Source organism: Kyrpidia spormannii, from assembly GCF_002804065.1.
GTDB classification, from domain to species: domain Bacteria; phylum Bacillota; class Bacilli; order Kyrpidiales; family Kyrpidiaceae; genus Kyrpidia; species Kyrpidia spormannii.
The window spans coordinates 2,533,406-2,555,761 of the sequence record NZ_CP024955.1 but is presented as its reverse complement, the minus strand read 5'-3'; the positions used below and the strand labels follow the sequence as shown (position 1 = coordinate 2,555,761).

The window sequence follows — 22,356 nt, the reverse complement described above, 5'->3', positions numbered from 1 at the left end:
AACATCAAGTCAGAGGTGAGACCGGTGCGTTCGCGAGAAGGACGAAGACAGCCGAAAACCCTGAACAGGGACTGCCCACGGGAGGAAGTGGTGAAGCCACGGGGGATCGTGGGAGAGCCGAGCCCTTCTCCGGCACAAAGCGGAACCTCACCTCGCGGGGATCAAGGTGACAGCCTGATGGAGAAGGTGGTGGCCAGGGATAACATGCTGGCCGCCCTGAAGCGGGTGGAGCAGAACAAGGGTGCCCCCGGCGTGGACGGCATTCCCACGGAAAACCTCCGGGAACAGATCCGAGCCGAGTGGCCGCGCATCCGGGAAGAACTGCTCGCGGGGACCTACCGACCGCAGCCCGTGCGCCGGGTCGAAATCCCGAAACCCGGGGGAGGCAAGCGGATGCTGGGGATCCCCACCGTGATGGACCGCCTGATCCAACAGGCCCTCCTGCAAGTGCTGACGCCGATCTTTGATCCGCAATTTTCGGAGGCCAGCTACGGTTTCCGCCCCGGAAGAAGGGCCCACGACGCGGTCAAGAAAGCGAGGCAGTATGTGGAAGAAGGATACGAATGGGGCGTGGACATGGACCTGGAAAAGTTCTTTGACCGGGTGAATCATGACATCCTTATGGCCCGGGTAGCCCGGAAGGTCACGGACAAACGAGTGCTCAAGGTTATTCGCCGGTACCTCCAGGCAGGGATCATGGTGAACGGGGTGGTCATGGAAAGGGAGGAAGGGACGCCCCAGGGTGGGCCGTTGAGTCCACTGTTGGCGAATATCCTTCTGGATGACCTGGATAAAGAACTGGAAAAGAGGGGCCACAAGTTCGTCCGGTATGCAGATGATGCCAACATCTACGTTCGAAGCAGACGGGCGGGGGAGAGAGTCTTGGCCGGTGTCCGGAAATTCCTGCAGGAGAGGTTAAAACTCAAGCTCAACGAGCAGAAGAGCACGGTGGACCGACCGTGGAAACTCAAGTTTCTGGGGTTCAGCATGTATAAACCCAAAGCCGGGGAAATCCGAATCCGCCTAGCGAGGCAGTCGATCGACCGGGTCAAGACCAAGATCCGAACCCTCACGGCGAGGAACACACCGATCGCCATGGAGGAACGAATCCGACGGCTGAACACGTATCTGGGTGGATGGATCGGGTATTTTGCCCTGGCGGAAACGCCGAGCATCTTCGAAGAAATCGATGGATGGATACGGCGGAGGCTGCGGATGTGTCTCTGGAAACAGTGGAAACGGGTGCGGACGCGATACCGTGAACTGCGCGCACTGGGGTTGCCGGAGTGGGTGGTACACCCATTCGCCAACGCCCGCAAAGGGCCGTGGCGAATGGCCCATGGGCCGATGAACAGAGCCCTGGGCAACGCCTACTGGCAGGCTCAAGGTCTGATGAGTTTAACCGAACGTTACCGAAGGCTTCGTCAAGCTTGGTGAACCGCCGGATGCGGATCCGCATGTCCGGTGGTGTGAGAGGACGGGGGCTAGCCGCCCCCTCCTACTCGATGGGCGTGAGCGTCGGGTGGGCTTTGGGAGGCGAGAGAAATGGAATCCAAGCTGCCGATGCCGGGGGGCGGGGCCGCCGGAGGGTTGGGCCCGCGGTTTCGCATCACCCGGGTGTACATGGTCACGGGGCTTGCCTTTCTCGGGCCGGCTTGGTGGTGCTTGATCCGGGCGGCGCCGGCCATCGCACGGGGGGCGTGGGCCGATCCGCTCCTTCTGGCCGCCGTTCACCTTTTTGTGGTGGGGTATGCATTGACCACCGTTCACGGAGCGCTGCTGCAGATCACTCCGGTGGCGTTTCAGGGACATTTGTACTCCGTCCGCCTGGGTTATGTTCAGTATGTCCTCATGGTGCTCGGGGCCGCCGCTTTTCCCGTCGGCTTTTTGTCCGGCCGGTGGGCGGTGGCGGCGACAGGGGGGATTCTGGTTTTTGCAGCCTACGGGCTTTTGCTTTGGAACTTGGGCCGCACGGCCTTGACGCTGAAAAAGCGCGGAGAGGCACTCCGGTCGGCGCCGGTGTTTGTCTTTTTGTTCGCCGCCCTGCTTTTTGGAATCGGAATGGCCCTGGGGGTGCCTCTCTTGGGTCGGGCGAGCCTTCTCCTCCACATGGTGGCGGGAGTGACCGGCTGGTTCACCACCCTGATTCTCGTTTTGAGTCCCCGCCTGATTCGCGTTTTCGTTTCCTCCCGCCACCCGGGGTTCGAGCGAAGGGGACCGGAGCTTGTGCTGATGGCCGGGGCCGTGTTGATCGCTGCAGGGGTATCTCTTGTGCCCGCCCCCGGGCAAGGGGTGTCCACAGGTCTGTGGGGCCCGGGGAGCCTCCTGGTCGGGGTCGGATGGGTCCTGTACCTGGTGGCTTACGGATTGTTACTATTTCACTTATTTCAGCACCTTCGGTACAGGCGGCGTCGAGATCTCGAATGGGTGATCCCTTGGATAGCGGCGGGGCTCGCGGCTGGCTGGCCCGTTACGTTAGCCTGGGGGGCTGTGGCTTTGGGGGCGGAGGCGTCGGGGCGCACGGTGGGGCCGGCGTTTATGGGCATGATGCTGCTTGTGGTTTTCGGCTTTCTCGGGTGGGTGATTGCTGCATATATGGCCAAAATCCTGCCATTCCTGCGGTGGATGAGCAAGTACGGCCACGGGCTCACTCCGGTAACTCGCCGGGCACCCGGGCAGCGCCTGGTGGGCGTCCGGGACATGATGCCGCAGGTTCCCACCGGAGTGGCCTTGTTGGGTTTTGCCGGCGGTGCCGTTTTACTTGCCGTGGGCGCCTGGAGTGGCCGGGAGGAGTTGGCCTGGATCGGGGCGGGGGCCGGGGTATCGGCGTGGCTGGTCTACGCCGGGGCGATGTGGGTGATGTACCGGCGATGATCGCAAGGCCACGGCGATGCTGCCCACGGAAGCTTATGTGCCATAAAATCGTCCGGTTCTGTTCAAGATTTTCTCGCCATCCCGGCGGTGATCCCTCTGTATGAAAAAGACCTGGGCGATAGACTGGAGAAAGAAGGACATGACGCGCGGTGCAGACCGCGTCGGGAGGGATACGGATGCTGGGGTTGACGAGTTTGTTGACGGAAGAGCCGGCGTTTGGGGATGGACTGCGCTATGTGGAGGGCGCCCGGCGGTCGCGCACCGGGGTACGCCCCGGGGCAGGGCCCGTGGTGGTGTGGGAGATCACCCGGACGTGTAACTTGCAATGCCAGCACTGCTATGCCAATGCCGGGCCAGGGCGGTTTGAAGGAGAGATGACCCACGAGGAGGGCCGGGCGTTTATCGATGATTTGGCGGCGTTCAAGGTCCCGGTCTTGTTAGTTTCCGGGGGCGAGCCTCTTTCCCGGCCGGATGCCCTGGAGCTGATGGAATACGCGACCTCCAAGGGGATTCGGGTGACCCTGTCCACCAATGGCACGCTCATCACTCCGGAAGTGGCCCTGGAGTTAAAGCGCATTGGAGTGGGATATGTCGGTATCAGCATCGATGGGACACCGGATGTGCACGATCGGGTTCGGCGCCGGGCCGGGGCTTTTGCCCGGGCCATGCGCGGGGTGCGGAACTGCGCCGAGGCGGGGATTCGGGTGGGCATCCGTTTTACGATTCACAAGGATAATGTCCACACCCTGCCCTTTGTGCTGCAGCTTTTGGAGGATGAGCCTTTTGACCGGGCTTGCTTTTACCACTTGGTGTACAGCGGCCGGGGGGCGGCGGAGCAAGACATTTCGCCGGAGGTCACCCGGAAGGTGGTCGGGCAATTGATCGACCAGGTGGAGGATTGGCACCAGAGGGGAATTGACAAAGAAATCCTCACCGTGGACAACCACGCCGACGGGGCGTATCTCTATTTGCACATGCGGGAGAAAGATCCGGCCCGGGCTGAGGCCATCCGCCGGAGGTTGCGCATGAACGGGGGCAACCGATCGGGGATCGCCATCTGTCACGTGGATTATCAAGGGAACGTCCACCCGGATCAGTTCACCCAGCATTATACGTTTGGAAACGTTCGGGAGCGTTCCTTCGGAGAAATTTGGTCAGACGAGAGCCACGATCTGCTCAAGGGACTCAGGGATCGGGGAGAACGGCTTCACGGGCGGTGTAAAGATTGCGTGTTTTACGACGTGTGCGGGGGCAATTTTCGCACCCGGGCCGAGGCGGTTTACGGGGACTTTTGGGCTTCGGATCCGGCGTGTTATTTGACTGATGAAGAGATTCACGACCAGGCGCTGCGGGGGGAGAGTGCATGAGGGGAAGCCGGGGAGAGGAAGGGGAGAGTTGGAAGGTGCGGGATGGCGTGGGGTTTGGGACCGAGGAATCCAGGATTCCCGGTCCCGCCCCGCGGCCCTTTTCGCTGGATTATGCCACAACGCCCTTTCTGGTGATCTGGGAGGTGACCCGGGCGTGCAGTCTGCATTGCCTGCATTGCCGGGCGGATGCGCAGTTTCGTCGGGACCCCCGGGAGTTGACCACGGAAGAGGGGTTTCGGCTTCTGGACGAGTTGGCCGAGTGGAAGGTCCCGTTGGTGGTGCTGACCGGGGGAGACCCGTTTGAGCGGCCGGATGTGTTCGACCTTGTGCGGTACGGGGCTGAGCGGGGGCTGCGCATGTCGGTGACCCCGAGCGCCACGCCCCGGGTGACCCGGGAGGCTTTGGAGCGGTTGAAGGAGGCCGGGGTGATGCGGCTGGCCGTGAGCCTGGACGGGGCACGGGCGGAAACCCACGACCGGTTCCGGGGCACGTCCGGTTCCTTCGCCCAGACGATGCGGATTCTAAAAATCGCGGCGGAGCTAGGGATCGAGCGGCAGGTCAACACCACGGTGTCCCGGTATAATGTCGGGGAGATGGAAAAGCTGGCCGGGCTGGTGGCGGAGAGCGGAGCGGTTCTGTGGAGTGTCTTTTTCCTCGTGCCCACCGGGCGGGGGCGCAAGGAGGACGCTGTAGATTACGCCACCCAGGAAGGTCTCTACCGTTGGCTGGCGGAGCTCGCGGACCGGGCTCCCTTCGACATCAAGACCACCGAGGCCCAGCCCTATCGGCGGGTTTTGGTGCAAAGGCGCCAGATGATGCGAGGAATGGAAGGCGGGTTTGGGACCGGTGGGGGGAAACCGGGTGGAACCGAGGCGCGGCGGGGTGTGTTCGGCGGATCCGGGAGGGCGCCCCGTGGCGTCAATGACGGGAATGGTTTTGTGTTTGTGTCACACATAGGCGAGGTGTATCCCAGCGGGTTTCTGCCGATCCGGGTTGGCGATGTCCACCAGACTTCGCTGCGCGAGATTTACCGGGATTCATCGGTGCTTCGGGCATTAAGGGACCCCGACGGTTACGAGGGTAAGTGCGGGGTGTGTGAGTTTCGCCGGGTGTGTGGAGGATCCCGGGCCCGGGCGTACGCGTTGACCGGGGATTATTTGGAGAGTGATCCCAGCTGCCCCTGGGTGCCCGCTGTCCTGAGGGACGCGGCGGAAGCCGGTGGCGGGGTATGACGGCCGAAGGTGGAGGGCGGCTGGCTCTGATACGCGGGGTTGGTCGTGGCGGCAAGGCAGCATTATCGTTGGGAAAGGAGTAGGGCAATGGACCGGGAGGAATGGGAGGCGGTGATGGAGTTGACCGCCCCGGAGTTCCATACGTTTTTATTGGAACATCGGGTACTGGCTGAGCGGATGGAGGTGGTGCGCCGGGATCGGTCCCCGGAGTTGTACCGCTTGGCCCTCGGGGAACTCGGGCGGGAAATCGATCATCATTTTGTCTATGAGGAAACATTAGTTTTGCCCAAGGTGGAACGGTATTTTCCCTCGGCGGTGGCCGGGCCGGCGGTGAGGCTGCGGGAGGAGCACGATTTAATCCGCAGGCGGCACCGGGAAGTGCTGGCGGGGATGCACTCCCGGGCGGGGACCGGGGATGTGGCCGGGCCCTGGGGGGAAGCTGTGCGTTTACTAGCATATTTGGTTCTGCGGCATATTGAGAAGGAGGATCATTATTTTTTCCCGATGATCAGCCGAATCCTGACGCCGGAGGAGCGGGCGGAGGTGGCGGAGGCGCTCGCCCGGGCGAACCGCAAGATGGAAAAGGCGCCCTGAGGGGAACCCAGGGCGCCTTCGGTCGGGGGACTGTAAAGGCTCCTCGACTGCCTTACCCTCTCGACCTAAAGACGATATTGTTCTTGTATTAGCGGCAAGAGGCCTACTTTGGCCAGTCGATCGACTGGCACCAAGAATGTGGCCGTCACGACACCAGGGTGCCGGCCGATCTCGATCGAACCGGTGATGGTGGCGCGGTTCTTGACCTCGGGAACAGACATGCCGAACAAGCGGGCCGCTCGTTCGAGCGCGTTGTCCGTAGCGGCGTTCAACGTTGCACCGCTGCCGACAACGGAGACCGGGGCCGTTTCCTCAATCGCGTCGAATCCCCACTTGGTCGCCTGGGCTTTCGCCAGCGCCTTTTCCGATTCAGTTAACGGTCGGGCGAGATAAGGCAGGTCTTCTTCGTTAGGGATCAGGATCGGCCCCTCAAGATTTGCGCCTTTGATCACGTGAACTTGTAGGGTGACCACCCCCGACACATCACACGTATGACCTGCGATTTCACCGTCGCCTTGTAAGGCGTGCATATCACCCAGATAGACTCCGCCACCGGGGACTTTAACCGGGCAAACCAGGATGGCACCTTCCCGAACCCTGGCGATGTCCATGTGTCCATCGGTTCGGGCCTCATCCAGTTCTTCTTGTGTCAGGGCATATTGGTGAGGGGCGCCGAGCAAAAATGATCCAAAATCCCCGGCATTGTGAGAGTCGGGCATCGGCCGGGACGGCGTGGTCCCCAACTGCCCGAGAAACGGTCTGACTCGGGCCACCGCCCCAACAATGTCGTGGGGTGCAAAGGTTACGATAGGATTTTGAATCGAATGTTCCGGGGTGGCCATGAATTGCCGTCCATCTGCTGCGATCCGTTCAGCCGCACCACGGGGTAGGGTGACGCCAAGTTCGTAGTTTTCGTCGAAGGCGATCGTATATCCGTTGGTGAATTGAAATGGTGAGGCGTCAGCCCCACAGTTCGTACAGCGGATCGAATGAGGGCCGATACCTTCGATGCGTGTTTCCGGATACATCGTGCCACACACCGGACATTTGGCTGCGCAGAACGGGTCCCCGAGGAAACTGCCTTCCACCGTACGGTCGTTTCCGGACGCGGTTGCTATGGAGGTGACTCGGATGGACTGGATACGGATTGCGATAGCGTCTCCGACCTCGGCTCCAGCAACAAAAACTGGCTGGGTCACCTCATGGCCACCTCGGATGGCCGGCGTGATCATGGGTCCCCAACATCCCGGGGTTGTGTTGGCCACAATGTGTCCGCCGTCCCGTACAGGCCCCAACATCGGCTGGTTTGGGTCGAGCACTCCATTCGTAAATGTGTTCACGAACACGGTCGGACTACCCTTTGAGTCGTTCATCGGCGTGTCCCCTCTCGTGGAACCAATTTATGATACTTCCTGTCTTGTACTTTATCACAAAAATATAAGACGTAGGGGCCTTTGGATTCCGATCTCCAAAGGGCAATATGGTAGAGTAAACTCACCGGAATTTATGATATGCACCGAGGAGGCGACGGATGTGGAGGTGCTGGAGGCGATTCGGCAGCGCCGCGAAGTAACGCAGTTTCTGGATGCGCGGGTGGAACCGGCGGTGCTCCGGGCGGTGGTGGAGGCGGGATATCGGGCTCCCACGGGGAATCACCTGATTTCCAGAGAACTGATTGTAATCCAAGATCGCGGAATTTTGACTCGGTTGACCCAAACCACGCCGTATATGCCCTGGTTGGCCGGCGCTGCGGCGGGAATTGTGGTGACCGGACGGCCGGATGTGAGCAAATATTGGGTGCAGGATGGCTCCATCGCCTGTGCCTTTATGTGGCTCGTGGCGGTGGAGCAGGGGCTGGGGATGGCTTTTGGTGCCGTGTACCACGCCCAGGACGCCGAGGAATCGGCCCGCCGGGAGGGCTATGCCCGGGAAGTTCTCCACCTGCCGGATGATCGGCGGGTTTTGGCGATCCTCGGGGTGGGCCGGCCGGCGGCATGGCCGGAGGGGAAACCGCCTCATGCCAAAGAGCAGGTGATTTTCCTTGATCGCTTCGGGCAGCCCTGGCAAGAGTAGAGAACTGCGGTAAAAGGGCAATGGGTGTAAAAGATGGGAACGATCCGTTTGAAACGCGCATACGAACCGGCGGATCTGGGAGACGAATTCTGGTGGATCGCCTGTGGCCCCGGGGCCTGTCCAAAGCCGAGGCGAGGATCGATCAGTGGATGCGGGAGGTGGCCCCAAACCCTGAGCTCCGCAAGTGGTTTGGCCATAGGCCCGATCGATTCCCTGAGTTCCGCCGTCGGTACGAGGAGGAGTTACGGAGCGATCCCGCACATCGCAGGTGTGTCGAGGAGATTCTGCAGGCGGCGGAGCGGGAGACGGTCACCCTGGTTTATGCGGCCAAGGACGAGGTCCATAACCACGCGGTGGTCTTGCTGAATTGTTTGCACCATTGGCGAGAATAAAAAGGATTCGCGGCTTCGGTGTCGAACTAATTAAAGAGGCCAAAGGCAGTGGGAAGGCCGGGGTTCTGGCTGAGGCAACGGTGAAAACCAGCCGGAATAAAACGACCATTTGGTTGAGGTTGGGGGGAGGTTTGGGTGGTACACGCCCGGGATTTGTTTGATTTAACGGGGAAAGTGGCGATCATCACCGGTGGGGGTCGGGGATTGGGCCGGGAGATCGCACTGGGGTACGCGGAGATGGGGGCCGATGTGGTGCTGTGTTCCCGAAGGGTGGAGAATTGTGAGCAGGTGGCCGAAGAGGTGCGGGCTTTGGGACGAAAGGCCCTGCCCTTGGCGTGTAACGTGGCGGAACCTGAGAATGTGCGCCGGGTGGTGGATGAGTCCCTGAGGACCTTCGGCCACATCGATATTCTTGTGAATAATAGTGGCGCATCCTGGGGAGCGCCAGCGGTGGATATGCCCCTGGATGCCTGGCACAAAGTCATGGAAACCAACGTCACCGGCACGTTTTTGATGTCCCAGGCGGTGGGGAGGCACATGATTGAGCGGGGGCAAGGCGGGCGGATCGTCAACATTGCCTCGGTGGCGGGCCTTGTCGGGTCTCCTCCGGAGGTGCTCGATGCCGTGGGATACAGTGCCAGTAAAGGGGCGATCATCAGTTTAACCCGGGATTTGGCTGTAAAATGGGCCCGGTACAACATTCTGGTGAACGCCATTGCCCCGGGATTTTTCCCGACCAAGATGAGCCGGGTGATCCTCGAACGAAACGGAGACACCATTCTGCGGGGGACGCCTCTGGGGCGATTTGGCGAGGAAGGTGAATTAAAGGGTGTGGCCATCTTCTTGGCCTCATCGGCATCGAGCTATGTGACCGGCCATGTCCTGACAGTGGACGGGGGCTCCACTGTGATGTGACCTGTCGAACCGGGTGGCCGTGTCTGGAGGCGGCAACAAACAAGGGCGAGCTTGGGATCGAACCGATCTGCTCACGGGCTTTACCCAATCACCAAAGTCATGTCAATGAATAGGATACGAAGGGGAGACGCAAAGGTGTCCATCGATGCGGTGAACCGAATCAGCGTGGTGGGTTCCGGAGCGATGGGAACCCAGATTGCGGCAGTGTGCGCTTTGGCCGGGTACCCGGTCAAGGTGCAGGACATCGCGACCGAGAGCCTCGAACGGGCCCGGCAGGTGCTGACCGAGCAGTTGGAGAAACGGGTACAGAAGGGAAAATTATCCCGGGAACAGGTGGACGGAGCCTGGAGCCGGTTGTCATGGACGACGGATCTCGCCGAAGCGGTGGGGGATGCGGACTACGTGATTGAGGCGATCGTGGAGAAGCTCGATGCAAAACGGGAGCTGTTCGCTCGGTTGGATGAGCTGGCACCGGCCCACGCCATCCTCGCCACCAACAGTTCCACCATTGTCAGTTCAAAAATCGCCGATGCCACCCGGCGGCCGGAGAACGTATGCAATATGCATTTTTTCAATCCGGTCCTGGTCATGGAACTCGTCGAAGTGGTGATGAACCCCCAAACTTCTGAGGATACGGCGGATACGGCCGTGGAGCTGTGCCGGCGCATCGGCAAAACCCCGATCCTCCTAAAAAAAGAGATCTCGGGATTTGTTGCGAATCGGCTGCTCATGGCTTTGTTCAAGGAAGCGATGTATCTCTATGAACAGGGGATCGCTGAGTTTAAAGACATCGACTTGGCGGCGACCAAGGCCCTGAACCACCCCATGGGTCCCTTTACGCTCATGGATTTTACGGGGCTTGATGTCAATTATCATGTCATGCAGCAACAATACGCCGAAACCGGGGACCCGGCCATGAAGCCGCCCGAAATCCTGCGAGAGAAGTTCGAGCGGGGAGAATTCGGGAGAAAATCCGGCAAAGGGTTTTATACGTACGAGTAGGCGGGCGTGTCAACTCACGTAAAAATCTTACCGAAGGGATATAGCTCACTCACATAAATATCTAACCCAATCCCTATCCCTTTGGAGGAGGAGCGGGAGGGGTGAATGGCCGTAAGGCCAGAGGGGAGGAGCGAAGCGGCCTCCCCTGAATAGGGCCTGTGGAGCTTGTGGACAACCCGCTTTTGGTTGTCCATCAAATCCACAGGCCGGGTCTTCATGATCCCACTGTGGCAAAGGCTTTGTGGCGAACAGACATGGGGCCGGGTGTGGGAGGTACAGCTAGGTTCACCACGTCTGGCCCCTGTTCCAGCAGGGTCGTGAGCTGTCGATGGAGTTGCAGCGGGTTGAGGGAATCGGCCCATCGTTCCCAGTGTTCCCGGTCTTCTGCACAGATGATGCCCGCGTCAAGCGCCCGTTGCAGGGGGGTCCTGGCGACGTCGTACTTCTTGCGTACGTGGCTACCCTCCCACTTCTTGCTGACCACCTTGCGCAGCGGCAGGCAGGCGTTGGCGTAGACGTCGAGCCATGCGTATACCGTGTTCAGCCATGCCACCTGTTCGGGTGTGTCGTACCGGCCGTAGCCGACGATGTCCCGCACCAAAAACCGATTCTTCTGTTCCACGTGCGCGTTGTCATTTTTCTTGTACGGACGACTTCTGGTAAATGACAGGCCATGTGCCTTGGTGAAGCGAATGAGGTGTGCGCTGATAAACTCGCTCCCGTTGTCACTGTGGATTCCCCAGACGGGGTAGGGCCACTCCGTCAGAATGCGCTCCAGCGCCTTGGCTATACCTGCCTGTCCGCGACCGAGCACGGCCAGGCGTCGACTGTATCCCGTGACGATGTCGACGACTGAGAGGGTGTACGCGTAATGGCCGGACGAAGAACCTCCGTTATGCTCCACCAAGTCGATTTCCAGTGCGCCGGGCCTGGATTCATCCCAATTGTAGCGTTCCACCGGGATCTCGGACTGTAAGCGTGCGACGGGTCTTTTGTCGGCCGGTACGTGCTTGGCCCTAGGCCGATCCCACTTCGCCATGCGGCGGGCCAGGGTTGCACGGCTGATCTGCCGCAGCTCATCGGACACCTCCGGCGTGAGACAAATCTCCCCGTGCCGGGCCAGCTGCTCGGCTGTGCGCACCAGTACAGGGTGCAGCCGCTCTGCGCAAGGATAATCAAGGGCTTCCCACACCACTTGAATGACCGGCATCGCCGCTTGATAACGCAGTGGGCGGGTCCGGCGCTGGCGCCGCCGGGTCTCTTTGGGTGGGACATTCAGGGTGGCGATGGCGTATTTCCGGGCATATCCCAGTGTCTTTTGCAACTCGTCCAGGATCTGTGATTTTTCCGATCGGCTACGTGCTTGCCGATAGCGCGTCCTCATGGTGTTCAAGTATTCTCGCCGACTCTGCATGGACATCCGCACCGCGATCCCTTCGGTAAGATTTCTTCATGAGTGAGCCAACCCCCTTTCGGTAAGATTTTAACTGAGTGATTGCGGCGGGTTGCAGGGACAAGCCTTTCTGCGTACACTGGGGATGAGAGAACTCCAGGGTGATGGAGCTCACCGATGGCTGCGCTACGCAGATGATGGCTCCTACTGACAGTGGTCAGTAGGAGTTTCTTTTTGAAAGAGCCCGGGCGTTTGCCGGGTCTAGGAGCGGGAGGCGGTAGAAAAATGTTGTGGTGGGCTCTGGCGGCAGGCGGCATCCTGGGAAGTCTGGCGCGCTACGGGTTATCGTTGCTACAGCCCTTCATGGGCTGGCCCTGGGCGACATTTGGAATCAATCTTTCCGGGGCGTACGTACTAGCCCTTTTCCTCACCCTGGCTCTAGAACGGTGGTCACTGCCCGCGGCGGTGCGCCTGGGAGTCGGGACGGGATTCGTGGGCTCGTATACCACCTTTTCCACCCTCGTGCTTGAAACCTTGCATTTGGTGGTAAGGGGGCATCCTTGGGAAGCCCTGCTCTATCTTCACGCCAGTGTAGCGGGGGGCTTGTTGTTAGCCTATGCCGGCCATCAGACGGCGATGGGCTGGATACATCGGAGGGGTCAAATATGATGTCGTTGTGGGTGGCGATCGGCGGGGTTCTCGGCACCTGGGCCCGGTTTGCCCTCGGGAATTGGGTGGCTCGGAAGTGGATGCCGCTGTTCCCGTATGGCACGTGGATCATTAACCTGACCGGGGCGTTTTTCCTCGGCTGGCTGGCCGGGCGGGAAGCCGCGGGCACCCTGTCCGCGACCTGGTATGCGCTACTCGGAACGGGGTTTTGCGGGGCATATACGACGTTTTCGACGTTTTGTTATGAGGCGTTTTTTCTCTGGTGGGAAGGAAATCGAAAAAAGGCCGTGGTATATGTGGCCACATCGCTGTATCTCGGGCTTTTGGCGGGTGGCCTCGGGCTGTGGATCGGGGTCGGGAGGATCTGACCGGGGGTGAGGGAGAGGGCGGGGCCGACCGGGAAATGGGCCTGTCTCTCGATCGAATATTTTAGTTCGTGATATAATGGATCTGAAAGGAAGGGGCTCAGGTGAAGCAGATGGGACCCGATCCAGCGGGGTTAGAGCGCTTTTTTGAACATTTGCAGGCGGTGAATCGATACGTTCGGGCGGGATGGTTCGGCGAGCCCCGCCGGCAACCCACCCGGGTGCAGTGGATGATTCTCAGGAAGCTCCAGCGGACTGGCGGGTGTTCGGTGGGGGAGTTGGCCCAGAGAGTGGATGTCGGCCCCAGCGCCATGTCCCAGATGTTGGACCGTCTGGAACGGGTGGGATGGCTCAGCCGGGAGCCGGATCCCCGGGATGCCCGGGGCCGGACCGTCCGCCTGACGCGCCAAGGGGAAGACGTGGTTCGGGCGGTGGAGCAGGAGTGGATTCGGCGGCTCGCAAGGCCCTTTGCCCGACTGGAGCCCGACGAGCAAAAACAACTTTTGGCGTTGATGGATAAATTGGCCCAGTTCGTCAGGGAAGAGGGGCGATGAGGATGACCTCGGATTTTGGGGGGGCGGGGTGGACGGTGGAGGTGCGCGGTTTGCGCAAGCGATTTGGCGAGGTGTGCGCTGTGGACGGGGTGGATTTTGCCGTGGCGGAAGGGGAGTGTTTTGGCCTTCTCGGCCCCAATGGTGCGGGAAAATCCACGACGATCAAGATGTTGATCACCCTCTTGCGCCCGGATGAAGGGGAGGCCTTTGTAGCGGGATACTCCGTGCGTCGGGCGGCGGGCCGGGTGCGGGGGGCCATCGGGTACGTGCCCCAGATGCTGAGCGTGGACGCCACCCTCACCGGTTATGAGAATCTGTTGCTATTTTCTCGCTTTTTTGGTCTCCCCCGCCGGGTGCGCCGGGAGCGGGTGGAGGAAACGCTGGAATCGATGGGGCTGGCCGAAGCGGCCCATCGGCCGGTGAGGACGTATTCCGGGGGGATGATCCGACGGCTGGAGATCGGTCAAGCGGTGATGCACCGCCCCAAGGTGCTGTTTCTCGATGAACCCACGGTGGGGCTGGACCCCGTCGCCCGGCAGGGGGTCTGGGATCACATCCGCCGGCTTCAGCAGGAGGAAGGGATGACCGTGGTGATGACCACTCATTATATGGAGGAAGCCGAATCTCTCTGCCATCGCGTGGCGATGATGAGCCGGGGGCGCATCGCCGCCCAGGGCACGCTGGAGGAGCTGCGGGTGGCCGCCGGCAAGCCGGAGGGTACATTAGAGGACGTGTTTGTCCATTATGCCGGCGCCTTTGAGGAGCAGGGGGGAGGGATGCGGGATGTTCTCCGAAGCCGACGTACGGCCCGGCGCCTCGGTTAAACGATCCGGGGCTCCGGGGTTGTACCCGCTTCACGTCTGGACGCTGATCGAACTGGAGATCCGCAAGCTGCGCAAAGATCCCACCGAGCTGTTCATGCGGGCGGTGCAGCCGGCGTTATGGCTGCTGGTGTTCGGGCAGGCTTTTAGCCGCATCGGGATGATTCCTACAGGCAAGACCACATACCTCGCTTTTCTCACCCCGGGGATCCTCGCCCAATCTGTCACTTTTATAGCGATTTTTTACGGGATTTCGATCATCTGGGAGCGAGAGACCGGACAATTGCAAAAATTTCTCACGACGCCGATGCGGCGTTCGGCGATGTTTTTGGGCAAAATGCTCGGTGCCTCGGTCCGCTCCATCGCCCAGGCGGTGATGGTGCTCATCCTCGCTTTGTTGCTCGGGGTGCACATCTTGTGGGGCCCTTGGCGGATTCTGGGCGCTCTGGCCACGGTGGTCCTCGGCGCGGCCTTTTTCTCCGGGATGTCGATGGTGCTGGCGGCGCTGCTCCGCACCCGGGAGCGGATGATGGGCATCGGCCAGGTCATCACCATGCCGCTCTTTTTCTCATCCAATGCCCTTTACCCCACGACCATCATGCCGGATTGGCTCCGGGTGATTGCGACGATCAATCCGATGAGTTATCTGGTGGACGGCCTGCGGGGACTGCTCCTTGGGACTCCGGCGCACCTCGGGGTGGATTGGGCGGTTCTGGCCGGGGCGGGTGCGGTGATGCTCATTCTTAGTACAGTTCTCTTTCCCCGGCGGATGGCGGCGTAAGGGGGTGCCTGGGGTGGAACAAGTCTGTGAGGGTTCGATGATCCGGGAAGGTTCCGGCGGTCGGGCGCCGGTTCCCCGGGTACATAAATGGTGGGTTTTGGCCAACGTTGCCGTGGGAACATTCATGGCCACGCTGGATGGGAGCATTGTGAACGTTGGGCTGCCGACGATCTCGAATACGTTTCACGTACGGTTGGCGTCGGTTCAGTGGGTGATCACGGCCTATCTGTTAACGATTTGTGCCCTTTTGCCCTCCATGGGCAAATTGTCCGATCAGCTTGGGCGTGGGCGGCTGTACAACCTTGGTTTTGCCCTTTTCGCGGCCGGATCGGCCTTGTGCGCCGTGTCCGGATCGGTGGAGATGCTGATTGGGATGCGGGTGGTGCAGGCGGTTGGAGCCTCGCTTTTGATGGCCAACAGTCAGGGGCTGGTGGCGACCACCTTCGGATCGCGGGAGAGGGGGCGAGCGCTGGGAATTATCGGTACGACAGTTTCTCTTGGGACGCTCAGCGGTCCGGCGATCGGCGGGCTGTTGATCGAGCATTTCGGCTGGCCGGCGATTTTCTGGGTGAACGTACCCATCGGTGTGGCGGCGTTTTTCGCGGGTTGGCGGATTCTTCCCAAGGAGCGGAGTCGTGTCACGGAGCCCTTCGATGTACCCGGTGCCGCGATGTTTGCGGTAGGCATCACTGGGCTGTTGTATGCGGTTTTCGGGGCTGAAAGCCGTGGCTGGACTTCTTTTCCGACGGTGGGGGGTATTGTGGCTGCCCTGGTGATCTTGTTGTTTTTTTACTTGCGTGAGGTGCGTATCCCCCATCCGATGCTGGATTTCAGCTTGTACCGAATTCGCATGTTTTCCACTGGAAGCGCCGCGGCGTTTTTGTCGTTTGTTTCATTGTTCTGCGTCAATGTGATGATGCCCTTCTTTATCCAGACAGTGATGCACCAGTCGCCGGCTGTGACTGGGTATGTCATGGCGGCGAACCCGGTGGTGATGGCGGTGACGGCGCCTCTCGCCGGGTGGCTGTCCGATCGTATTGGGCCCTACGTCCTGACCACCGGTGGACTGGCGTTGAATGCTTTGGGGTTTGTCGCCCTCAACCAACTGACGGCGGAGGTAAGCCCCTGGGTGGTCGCGGTACATCTCGCTGTGTTCGGGTTTGGGCAAGGGCTCTTTCAGTCACCGAACAATTCGAGTATCATGGGCTCGGTTCCCCGGGCGAAGGTGGGGCTGGCCGGGGGGTTGAACGCGCTGACGCGTAATCTGGGGATGGTCTTCGGGATCTCCCTGTCGGTGTCGTTATTCACCTACCGGCTGCGGGTTTTATCGGGTGCAACGGGCGCAGGTCCCGGGGCTGTCGGCCCCGTGGGGGCGGGCGGAGTTGCGCAGCCGTCTCCGGAGGTGTTTATGGGTGCGATGCACACGGTGTTCTGGGCCGCGGCGATGGCTTGTGCTCTGGGGGCAGCCGTATCGTCGTTGCGCAACAGGCCACGGGGGGAGCAAGGTTCGGCCTGAACGATATCCTTACCCGGTGCGGCCCAGTTCATTTTACGGGCGGGCCAAAATGTTGGCCGAACAGGTCCTTTTGATGCACGCGGGACAGATGAAAGTCGTCATTCTAAGGCCGACCTTTATCTGGGGAGAGGATTCCTTGCAACTTCACGACCTCATCGATCGAGCCCGAAAAGGAAATCTTCCCTGGTTTGATGACGGGGAAGCCCTGTTCGAGCACGTTTATGTCGACAAGGTAGAATTGAGGTATAAGCCGTCGGTGATGTTCCAGCAAGGGCTGAGTCTTTTGGCGGTGGACGGTGCGGCCGGAAGGTCGGGGCTCTGTGTCGACCGGGATCGGGGTTTCATGGGCTTTTCCCAAACTCGGGAAAACCCGCTATCATAGGGAGAGAGGAGAATGGGAGGGGTTTCGGTGCGGGTGCCTGTGAAGCGAATCTTGGAAGTGTTGGAACAAACGTATCCCGGTGCCAAGTGTGCCCTCGACCACCGGAATCCCTTTGAGCTGTTGGTGGCCACGATCTTGTCCGCCCAGTGCACCGACGAGCGGGTGAACCTCGTCACCGGGCCGCTCTTTGCCAAGTTCCCCACGGCTGAGGATTTTGCCCGGCTTTCCCCCGAGGAGCTCGAGCCCTACATCCAGTCGTGCGGACTATATAAGACCAAATCGAAAAATATCGTCTCGGCTTGCCGGATTCTGGTGGAGGAATACGGCGGCCAAGTGCCGGAAAGCCGTGAAGCGCTCCAGGCGCTGCCAGGAGTGGGGAGAAAGACGGCCAGCGTGGTCCTCAGCAACGCCTTTGGGGTGCCCGCCATCGCTGTGGACACGCACGTGTTTCGGGTGGCCAACCGCTTGGGGCTCGCCGATGCCACAACCCCCGAAGAAACGGAACGCCAACTGATGAAGCGCATCCCAAAGGCGAAATGGTCCGCGGCTCACCACTGGTTGATCCACCACGGGCGCCAGATCTGCTCGGCCCGTTCGCCAGGCTGTGATCGCTGCCCCCTCGCCCCTTACTGCCGCTTTGCGCGGGAAAGGAGTCGGGGAGAGGGGCTGACCCAAGGACGGCGGCCTCAAAGGTCGAGAGCGGGGGCCGGGGGGACAACAGAAGGCTGATGGAGGTGGCGTTCCCCCATGTGACCGGGGAGCCATGACCGGGACTGGGGCGAGGCGGGGCCCGGCCGGACCGGCAGGAGCCAGGCCGCCAAAGCGAACCGAGTGTCGTCTCAACGGGCGCGGGGCCAGAAGTTCGGTTTTCGCCGGGAGGCGCGTCCTGAAGCCTGAATCACCCCCGGATGAGCACGCCTCCTGCCTGACTGCGGTTTTCGCCGCGGAGGTGTACCTGCCCTGGGTCCGCTCGGCCTGGCCCGAGATCGCTTTCTACGCCGGGGATCACTAGGCGGCGTCTGATGCTCCCGGGCCGCGGGCAGACACCAGAAAAAAGTAGACGACAAACAGGATCATAAAGATGACGCCCCACCGCAAGAAGGCCGGCAATGTCACGGGAGTCACCTCCTTAGGTGTGAAATGGCCGGGTCGGACGTGGACGGCAGTCCCGGGAGGCCCTTCCCGTAAATCTGTCACGGCAGAAGGTTGGGCGGTGGCCAGGGTAAGTCATAAATGGACGTTCGCGCCGAGGCAATGCTGGGCTTGGCGCCAGACTTGGGCGTCTGCCCGCGGCCCCCTTTCCCGGCGTCGCCCTGGACGGGTCCTGTCGATGGGCGCCGTTCCCTTTGTGGGGGTGTGGGCATCGGAGGGTAACCGTATCCCGCCCATCCAGGCCCGGGCCAGGCTTCGGCCCCAGGCTGCGGTCCGATGGGCGTGCCGGAGGGACCGAACCCTGGATCGGCTGGGCCAAGGGGCACCGGTGTCCCGGAGGGGCCCGCCCCGTTACCTGGTGATGGGGCGGACGGCCGGCTTTGACCGGAGCCCGGCCCGGGTCCCGACGGTGTCCTCCCGGAGGAAGGCCGGCCGTTCCGGCCGGCCGAGGGGGCCGCGGACGACTGCGGAAGGCCCTGTAGCCCGTCCCCGAATCCGGGCGGAGAAAACCGGGGATAAGCGGAGGGGGTGCCGGGCCCAGGCGGGACCCCGGGCCCAGGTGGCCAGTAGCCGGGCCCAGACGGGTTGCCGAGCCCAGACGGGTTGCCGAGCCCAGGCGGGACGCCGGGCCCCGGCGGCCAATAGCCCGGCCCGGGCGCTCCCGAGGGCATCTGCCCGGGGACAGGCCCCCCCGCGCCGGGGCCGCCGGGCCCAAGGCCATTCGGCGTGCGAGCGTTTGGCCGGGATTTTTTCGCACCGATTCCGCGCAGCCATTCAATCAGCTGTTCGGGAGTTAGGTCTTTCGAACGCCAATCCGGCAGATACTCCTTCACGGCGTCCTTGATCACCGCATGGGCCGTAGATTTCACCATGTCGAGCAGGAGGGGGGTCCCCAAAACTTTTCGCAGGACCTCTGAATTTTCCAGACCTTCCGGGATCAAGGATTGGCGGATCATTTCAGATCCGTGCACAATCAAGGCCATATATTCCCACACATCGAGGTTCAATGCCGCCGCTTCCCGGCGCATGCGGCGCATCAGATCCCCGGGGACGCGAAACTGGTTTCGTGGCGCTTTCGTTTGGCCCTTTCTGGTTGCGCCCGGTTTCGGCCTCATGGCGGACGACTCCCCTTCCTCATCGGGCGTTGCGACTCTCCTTTCTAGAAAATGCACTCGCCCGCCTGGGGGTGACAGAAACGCAAAAAATCGAGGAACCGAGCAGAGTCGATTCCCCGTTCGTAGCCCTTTTCCGCCGGTTTAACGCTGCTCTTGTTGCTCTTCCGGCAGGTGTACCGGTGTCCCGCAGTACATGCACCCATCTTCCCGGCCGATCATCTTGGTTACCCGGTGGCAGTTCGGGCATTCCACTTGGGGGAGCCGCATGGAAACAGCTCCCACGCGAAAATAAATCCCGATGGCCCACATCAGGATTAGAAATCCTGCAGCCAAGGTAAAAGGCAATACGGTGTGAGGCCAGAACACCCCCAGGTACATCACGGCAAAGGAGACGAAGATGAGCAGGAGAGCAATGTTGCGCAGGCGATTCAGTTTCACCGGGTCCATCTCCCTCGTACAAGCGCTTCCTCTCCATTATGAACGCATGGGGCGGGAAAATCCATCCCGCCCCCGAGGGACTCTCGAGAAGGTTGTGAACTTGAACCGCCATCGTCCGGGTTGGCTCAGCCTCCAGTTTTCCAAATGCGGGAGACAGACTGCTGAAAGCGGCCGACAAACCGGGCCGGATTGCCGCCATCCTCAATATAAGCTGCATAACCTTGCAATTCCGCCACCGAGGAGGTGACGGTGGTGATCCGCACCACTTTGACCTCGGGCAGGGCTTGGCGTACGATTTTCTCCACCCGGGCTGCGGTGGGGTGGTCCAATTTTCCCGTGTCCGCCCCTCGGGGCGGGATGACCGGCCGGGTTGGATCGAGCCCCTCCCGGGCGATTCGTTTGGCTTCCGGACTGTCGTCCGGCCCGATCTGGTGAAATCCCACGTAGGCGTTGCGACCCTGAAGCAACACCACGGCTCCCCGAATGCCCGGCAGGCGGTTGAGCTGGTCTGCCACAGCCCGGGCAGACAGGAGGCCGGATCGGGGATCACCGTAGACGCCGCGGTTGTCGTGGGGTACCCGGCTGAGGTTTGGGCTGTCGTTCAAGATCCGGGGCTGACTGGGAATTGCCTGTTCCCGCAACTCCTTGGCCCGCTCGGCACAACCGGTTAACAGGGCTGCGGCCAACGGGGGGATCAGGAGGGTGAGGAACCATTTCATCGGGCAGTCCTCCCTTATCGACGAGTTCAGCAGGATAGGTTTAGTGAAGACAGTCAATGCCGATGGCTGCTCCGGTGGGCGAGCCCGAAAGGCCGGTCGCTCTTTGGCTTCCGAAAAAGGCTCAACCTGCGGGTGAAGTCTGATGGATGCGGTCGATCCCGGCTTTTTGCGCCGGCTCGGCTGACTTTGGCGCTCCTTGGGGCTGCCATCGGCGCAGGGCGGTACAGATGCGGTCCACACCCTTGTGCACATTTTCGTCCGCCGTGGTGAGGGACAGGCGCACATGCCCTTCTCCACTCGGGCCGAAAGCGGTGCCCGGCGCCACCACCACGTGATATTCGTCCAGGAGCTTGTCGGCAAAAGTTTCGGACGTCATGTCGTCGGGGACCGGAACCCACAGGTACACGGTGCCCGGCGGTTTGTCCACCGGCCATCCAATGGCCGCGAACCGAGCCAGGGCGTCGTCCCGCCTCTTTTGGTACATCAGCCGTTGTCGCTCGGGAAAATCCCCCGGCCACACGGTTTCCAGGGCTGTGGCGCCGGCGAACTGGATGGGGGCGAACACGCCGGAATCCACGTGGCTCTGCACCACCAGGAGACTCTCGATCGCTTCCCGGTGCCCCACCGCTGCCCCCAGCCGCCACCCGGCCATGTTGTAGGTTTTCGAAAAGCTGGTGAACTCCACCCCCACCTCCCGGCCGCCGGGATACTGAAGAAGACTTTTGGCCCGGTGTCCATCAAAGGTGATTTCACTGTAGGCGTTGTCATAACAGAGGAGAATTTCCCGCTCCCGGCACCACCGAATCACCTCGGCCATAAAATCGTCCGGTGCCAGCGCCCCGGTGGGATTATGGGGATAATTTAAAAACAGGACTCGGGCCTTGGACGCCTCGAACTCGGGAATGGCCGAGAGATCCGGGGTAAACCCCCGTTTTCGCAAAAGAGGCATTCGCACCACCCGGCCGCCGGCGAACCAGATCCCGTCGTTGTAGGCCGGAAACGCTGGGTCGGGGATGAGCCCCACGTCGCCGGGGCTCACGTAGGCCAATGAAACGTGAAAGAGGCCTTCTTTGGATCCTAACAACACCATCACTTCAGTTTCGGGGTCGACGTTTACCCCGAACCGCCTCTTATACCACTCTGCGATGCGCCGCCGCAAGAACAGCGAACCGCGGAAGGCCGGGTAATGATGATTCTCCGGGTCGGCCGCCGTTTCCTGAAGTCGTCGAACCACGGGGTCCGGGCTCGGATGATCGGGGTCCGCTTTCCCGAGGTCAACGATATCCGCGACCCCTTGCTCCCGCAGGCGGTACACGCGCTCTTCCAGTTGTGCAAAAATATACGGAGATAGGCCGGCCAGTTTCCGGGCACGCGGCATCTCGATTCCCCCTTCTCATCCTTCAGATTTCCCAGCCGGTTGGCCGCCTATGTAAATTTGGCCGTCGCACGGGTAAAGCGGACGGCGGCAGCGGTTTGTTATAATCGGGGATGAGGTGAGGTCGTGAAAGAAGTGACGATTTACACAGATGGCGCCTGTTCGGGAAATCCGGGCCCCGGGGGTTGGGCTGCGGTCCTGTTATACGGGGATCACGTGCGGGAAATGGCCGGCGGGGAAGAGCATACCACCAATCAGCGGATGGAGCTCCTGGCGGCGATCTATGCCCTTCGGGCTCTCAAAGAACCCTGTCGCGTGCGGCTATTCAGCGATTCGGCGTATCTGGTGAATTGTTTCCGCCAAGGGTGGCATCGGCGATGGCGCGCCAATGGGTGGCGCAACAGCCGACAGGAGCCCGTTCAGAATCGGGAGCTGTGGGAAGAACTCCTGCGGCTGACCGACGTGCACCGGGTGGATTTTGAAAAGGTACAAGGCCATGCTGGCGACGCGTGGAACGAGCGGTGTGACGCCTTGGCCCGGGCCGCCACGCCCTCACCGGGAGGAAGCGCCGGCCGCGGTCCTTCACCCCAGCGATGAAGAAAGACCAAGCCCGGGCCCAGCAGGCCT

23 protein-coding genes, 1 pseudogene and 1 riboswitch are annotated in these 22,356 nt (G+C 61.3%); of the genes and pseudogenes, 19 read left to right on the top strand and 5 right to left on the bottom strand.

All coding sequences use genetic code 11. From position 1 onward, the window contains the following. The first annotated feature begins 24 nt into the window (after window positions 1–24). The 5 genes from ltrA to CVV65_RS12750 all read left to right on the top strand — a co-directional run bounded on the left by ltrA (window position 25) and on the right by CVV65_RS12750 (window position 6,067). A complete protein-coding gene (ltrA, locus tag CVV65_RS12770; RefSeq protein WP_198592026.1) occupies window positions 25–1,437 on the top strand; it encodes a group II intron reverse transcriptase/maturase in 1,413 nt (470 codons plus the stop codon). 108 nt (window positions 1,438–1,545) lie between these two features. Then, a complete protein-coding gene (locus CVV65_RS12765; RefSeq protein WP_100668449.1) occupies window positions 1,546–2,874 on the top strand; it encodes a hypothetical protein in 1,329 nt (442 codons plus the stop codon). 176 nt (window positions 2,875–3,050) lie between these two features. Next, window positions 3,051–4,241, top strand: coding sequence for a radical SAM/SPASM domain-containing protein (locus CVV65_RS12760; RefSeq protein WP_100668448.1), 1,191 nt, complete (start codon window positions 3,051–3,053; stop codon window positions 4,239–4,241). After that, a complete protein-coding gene (locus CVV65_RS12755) occupies window positions 4,238–5,473 on the top strand; it encodes a TIGR04053 family radical SAM/SPASM domain-containing protein (RefSeq protein WP_232796612.1) in 1,236 nt (411 codons plus the stop codon). Before CVV65_RS12760 ends, CVV65_RS12755 begins: the two co-directional genes overlap by 4 nt. Window positions 5,474–5,560: 87 nt before the next feature. Beyond that, the gene (locus CVV65_RS12750) at window positions 5,561–6,067 is read left to right on the top strand and encodes a hemerythrin domain-containing protein (RefSeq protein ID WP_100668447.1); all 507 of its coding nucleotides are present in this window, start codon (window positions 5,561–5,563) and stop codon (window positions 6,065–6,067) included. 65 nt (window positions 6,068–6,132) lie between these two features. Here CVV65_RS12750 and CVV65_RS12745 read toward each other — a convergent pair whose 3' ends face one another. Then, on the bottom strand, window positions 6,133–7,440 hold the full coding sequence (locus CVV65_RS12745) for an acetamidase/formamidase family protein (protein WP_100668446.1): 1,308 nt from the start codon (window positions 7,438–7,440) through the stop codon (window positions 6,133–6,135). Window positions 7,441–7,600: 160 nt separating this feature from the next. Here CVV65_RS12745 and CVV65_RS12740 point away from each other — a divergent pair, with 160 nt between their 5' ends. From CVV65_RS12740 to CVV65_RS12725, 4 genes and pseudogenes are all read left to right on the top strand, one after another. Then, complete coding sequence (locus tag CVV65_RS12740; protein WP_100668445.1) at window positions 7,601–8,140, top strand: nitroreductase family protein; 540 nt, start codon at window positions 7,601–7,603, stop codon at window positions 8,138–8,140. Window positions 8,141–8,173: 33 nt separating this feature from the next. Beyond that, window positions 8,174–8,532, top strand: a pseudogene (locus CVV65_RS12735) (DUF488 domain-containing protein). Between the two features lie 135 nt (window positions 8,533–8,667). Beyond that, window positions 8,668–9,447 carry an SDR family oxidoreductase gene (locus tag CVV65_RS12730; RefSeq protein ID WP_100668444.1) on the top strand — a complete coding sequence of 260 codons (780 nt, stop codon included), beginning with the start codon at window positions 8,668–8,670 and terminating at the stop codon, window positions 9,445–9,447. A 135-nt stretch (window positions 9,448–9,582) separates the two neighbouring features. Continuing rightward, on the top strand, window positions 9,583–10,449 hold the full coding sequence (locus CVV65_RS12725; RefSeq protein ID WP_100668443.1) for a 3-hydroxyacyl-CoA dehydrogenase family protein: 867 nt from the start codon (window positions 9,583–9,585) through the stop codon (window positions 10,447–10,449). 214 nt (window positions 10,450–10,663) lie between these two features. Here the strand turns inward: CVV65_RS12725 and CVV65_RS12720 are convergent, their stop codons facing one another. Beyond that, window positions 10,664–11,875, bottom strand: coding sequence for a DDE-type integrase/transposase/recombinase (locus CVV65_RS12720; RefSeq protein WP_198592025.1), 1,212 nt, complete (start codon window positions 11,873–11,875; stop codon window positions 10,664–10,666). A 118-nt stretch (window positions 11,876–11,993) separates the two neighbouring features. Next, window positions 11,994–12,056, top strand: a riboswitch (Fluoride riboswitch). A gap of 71 nt (window positions 12,057–12,127) precedes the next feature. Here CVV65_RS12720 and CVV65_RS12715 point away from each other — a divergent pair. The 9 genes from CVV65_RS12715 to CVV65_RS16805 all read left to right on the top strand — a co-directional run bounded on the left by CVV65_RS12715 (window position 12,128) and on the right by CVV65_RS16805 (window position 18,926). Beyond that, window positions 12,128–12,511, top strand: a complete 384-nt coding sequence (locus tag CVV65_RS12715; RefSeq protein ID WP_100668442.1) for a fluoride efflux transporter FluC — start codon at window positions 12,128–12,130, stop codon at window positions 12,509–12,511. Next, window positions 12,508–12,879, top strand: coding sequence for a fluoride efflux transporter CrcB (gene crcB, locus CVV65_RS12710; protein ID WP_100668441.1), 372 nt, complete (start codon window positions 12,508–12,510; stop codon window positions 12,877–12,879). Before CVV65_RS12715 ends, crcB begins: the two co-directional genes overlap by 4 nt. Before the next feature lie 110 nt (window positions 12,880–12,989). Continuing rightward, complete coding sequence (locus CVV65_RS12705) at window positions 12,990–13,430, top strand: MarR family winged helix-turn-helix transcriptional regulator (RefSeq protein ID WP_100669506.1); 441 nt, start codon at window positions 12,990–12,992, stop codon at window positions 13,428–13,430. Between the two features lie 2 nt (window positions 13,431–13,432). Beyond that, window positions 13,433–14,254 carry an ABC transporter ATP-binding protein gene (locus tag CVV65_RS12700; RefSeq protein ID WP_100668440.1) on the top strand — a complete coding sequence of 274 codons (822 nt, stop codon included), beginning with the start codon at window positions 13,433–13,435 and terminating at the stop codon, window positions 14,252–14,254. Then, window positions 14,214–15,032, top strand: a complete 819-nt coding sequence (locus CVV65_RS12695; protein ID WP_100668439.1) for an ABC transporter permease — start codon at window positions 14,214–14,216, stop codon at window positions 15,030–15,032. The genes CVV65_RS12700 and CVV65_RS12695 overlap by 41 nt, the downstream gene beginning before the upstream one ends. A 13-nt stretch (window positions 15,033–15,045) precedes the next feature. Next, window positions 15,046–16,548: an MFS transporter gene (locus CVV65_RS12690; protein WP_232796611.1), complete on the top strand. Its 1,503-nt coding sequence runs from the start codon at window positions 15,046–15,048 to the stop codon at window positions 16,546–16,548. Further along, a complete protein-coding gene (locus CVV65_RS12685) occupies window positions 16,445–16,930 on the top strand; it encodes an NAD-dependent epimerase/dehydratase family protein (protein WP_133121298.1) in 486 nt (161 codons plus the stop codon). Before CVV65_RS12690 ends, CVV65_RS12685 begins: the two co-directional genes overlap by 104 nt. 27 nt (window positions 16,931–16,957) lie before the next feature. Further along, the gene (nth, locus tag CVV65_RS12680) at window positions 16,958–17,659 is read left to right on the top strand and encodes an endonuclease III (RefSeq protein ID WP_232796609.1); all 702 of its coding nucleotides are present in this window, start codon (window positions 16,958–16,960) and stop codon (window positions 17,657–17,659) included. Window positions 17,660–18,143: 484 nt separating this feature from the next. Then, window positions 18,144–18,926, top strand: a complete 783-nt coding sequence (locus CVV65_RS16805; RefSeq protein ID WP_157935512.1) for a hypothetical protein — start codon at window positions 18,144–18,146, stop codon at window positions 18,924–18,926. Between the two features lie 412 nt (window positions 18,927–19,338). Here CVV65_RS16805 and CVV65_RS12665 read toward each other — a convergent pair whose 3' ends face one another. The 3 genes from CVV65_RS12665 to CVV65_RS12655 form a co-directional block, all read right to left on the bottom strand. Continuing rightward, window positions 19,339–19,644 carry a YgzB family protein gene (locus tag CVV65_RS12665; RefSeq protein ID WP_232059724.1) on the bottom strand — a complete coding sequence of 102 codons (306 nt, stop codon included), beginning with the start codon at window positions 19,642–19,644 and terminating at the stop codon, window positions 19,339–19,341. A gap of 116 nt (window positions 19,645–19,760) precedes the next feature. Beyond that, window positions 19,761–20,354 carry a hypothetical protein gene (locus tag CVV65_RS12660; protein WP_100668435.1) on the bottom strand — a complete coding sequence of 198 codons (594 nt, stop codon included), beginning with the start codon at window positions 20,352–20,354 and terminating at the stop codon, window positions 19,761–19,763. 121 nt (window positions 20,355–20,475) lie between these two features. Next, window positions 20,476–21,732 carry an aminotransferase class I/II-fold pyridoxal phosphate-dependent enzyme gene (locus CVV65_RS12655; protein WP_100668434.1) on the bottom strand — a complete coding sequence of 419 codons (1,257 nt, stop codon included), beginning with the start codon at window positions 21,730–21,732 and terminating at the stop codon, window positions 20,476–20,478. Between the two features lie 123 nt (window positions 21,733–21,855). Between CVV65_RS12655 and rnhA the strand changes: the two genes are divergently transcribed. Continuing rightward, complete coding sequence (gene rnhA, locus CVV65_RS12650; RefSeq protein ID WP_100668433.1) at window positions 21,856–22,326, top strand: ribonuclease HI; 471 nt, start codon at window positions 21,856–21,858, stop codon at window positions 22,324–22,326. The last annotated feature ends 30 nt before the right edge of the window (window positions 22,327–22,356 follow it).

Coding starts and splice junctions, on each gene's coding strand:
- CVV65_RS12765 (WP_100668449.1), top strand. CDS start 1,546: ATGGAATCCAAGCTGCCGATGCCGGGGGGCGGGGCCGCCGGAGGGTTG.
- CVV65_RS12760 (WP_100668448.1), top strand. CDS start 3,051: ATGCTGGGGTTGACGAGTTTGTTGACGGAAGAGCCGGCGTTTGGGGAT.
- CVV65_RS12755 (WP_232796612.1), top strand. CDS start 4,238: ATGAGGGGAAGCCGGGGAGAGGAAGGGGAGAGTTGGAAGGTGCGGGAT.
- CVV65_RS12750 (WP_100668447.1), top strand. CDS start 5,561: ATGGACCGGGAGGAATGGGAGGCGGTGATGGAGTTGACCGCCCCGGAG.
- CVV65_RS12745 (WP_100668446.1), bottom strand. CDS start 7,440: ATGAACGACTCAAAGGGTAGTCCGACCGTGTTCGTGAACACATTTACG.
- CVV65_RS12715 (WP_100668442.1), top strand. CDS start 12,128: ATGTTGTGGTGGGCTCTGGCGGCAGGCGGCATCCTGGGAAGTCTGGCG.
- crcB (WP_100668441.1), top strand. CDS start 12,508: ATGATGTCGTTGTGGGTGGCGATCGGCGGGGTTCTCGGCACCTGGGCC.
- CVV65_RS12705 (WP_100669506.1), top strand. CDS start 12,990: ATGGGACCCGATCCAGCGGGGTTAGAGCGCTTTTTTGAACATTTGCAG.
- CVV65_RS12700 (WP_100668440.1), top strand. CDS start 13,433: ATGACCTCGGATTTTGGGGGGGCGGGGTGGACGGTGGAGGTGCGCGGT.
- CVV65_RS12695 (WP_100668439.1), top strand. CDS start 14,214: ATGTTCTCCGAAGCCGACGTACGGCCCGGCGCCTCGGTTAAACGATCC.
- CVV65_RS12665 (WP_232059724.1), bottom strand. CDS start 19,644: ATGGACCCGGTGAAACTGAATCGCCTGCGCAACATTGCTCTCCTGCTC.
- CVV65_RS12660 (WP_100668435.1), bottom strand. CDS start 20,354: ATGAAATGGTTCCTCACCCTCCTGATCCCCCCGTTGGCCGCAGCCCTG.
- CVV65_RS12655 (WP_100668434.1), bottom strand. CDS start 21,732: ATGCCGCGTGCCCGGAAACTGGCCGGCCTATCTCCGTATATTTTTGCA.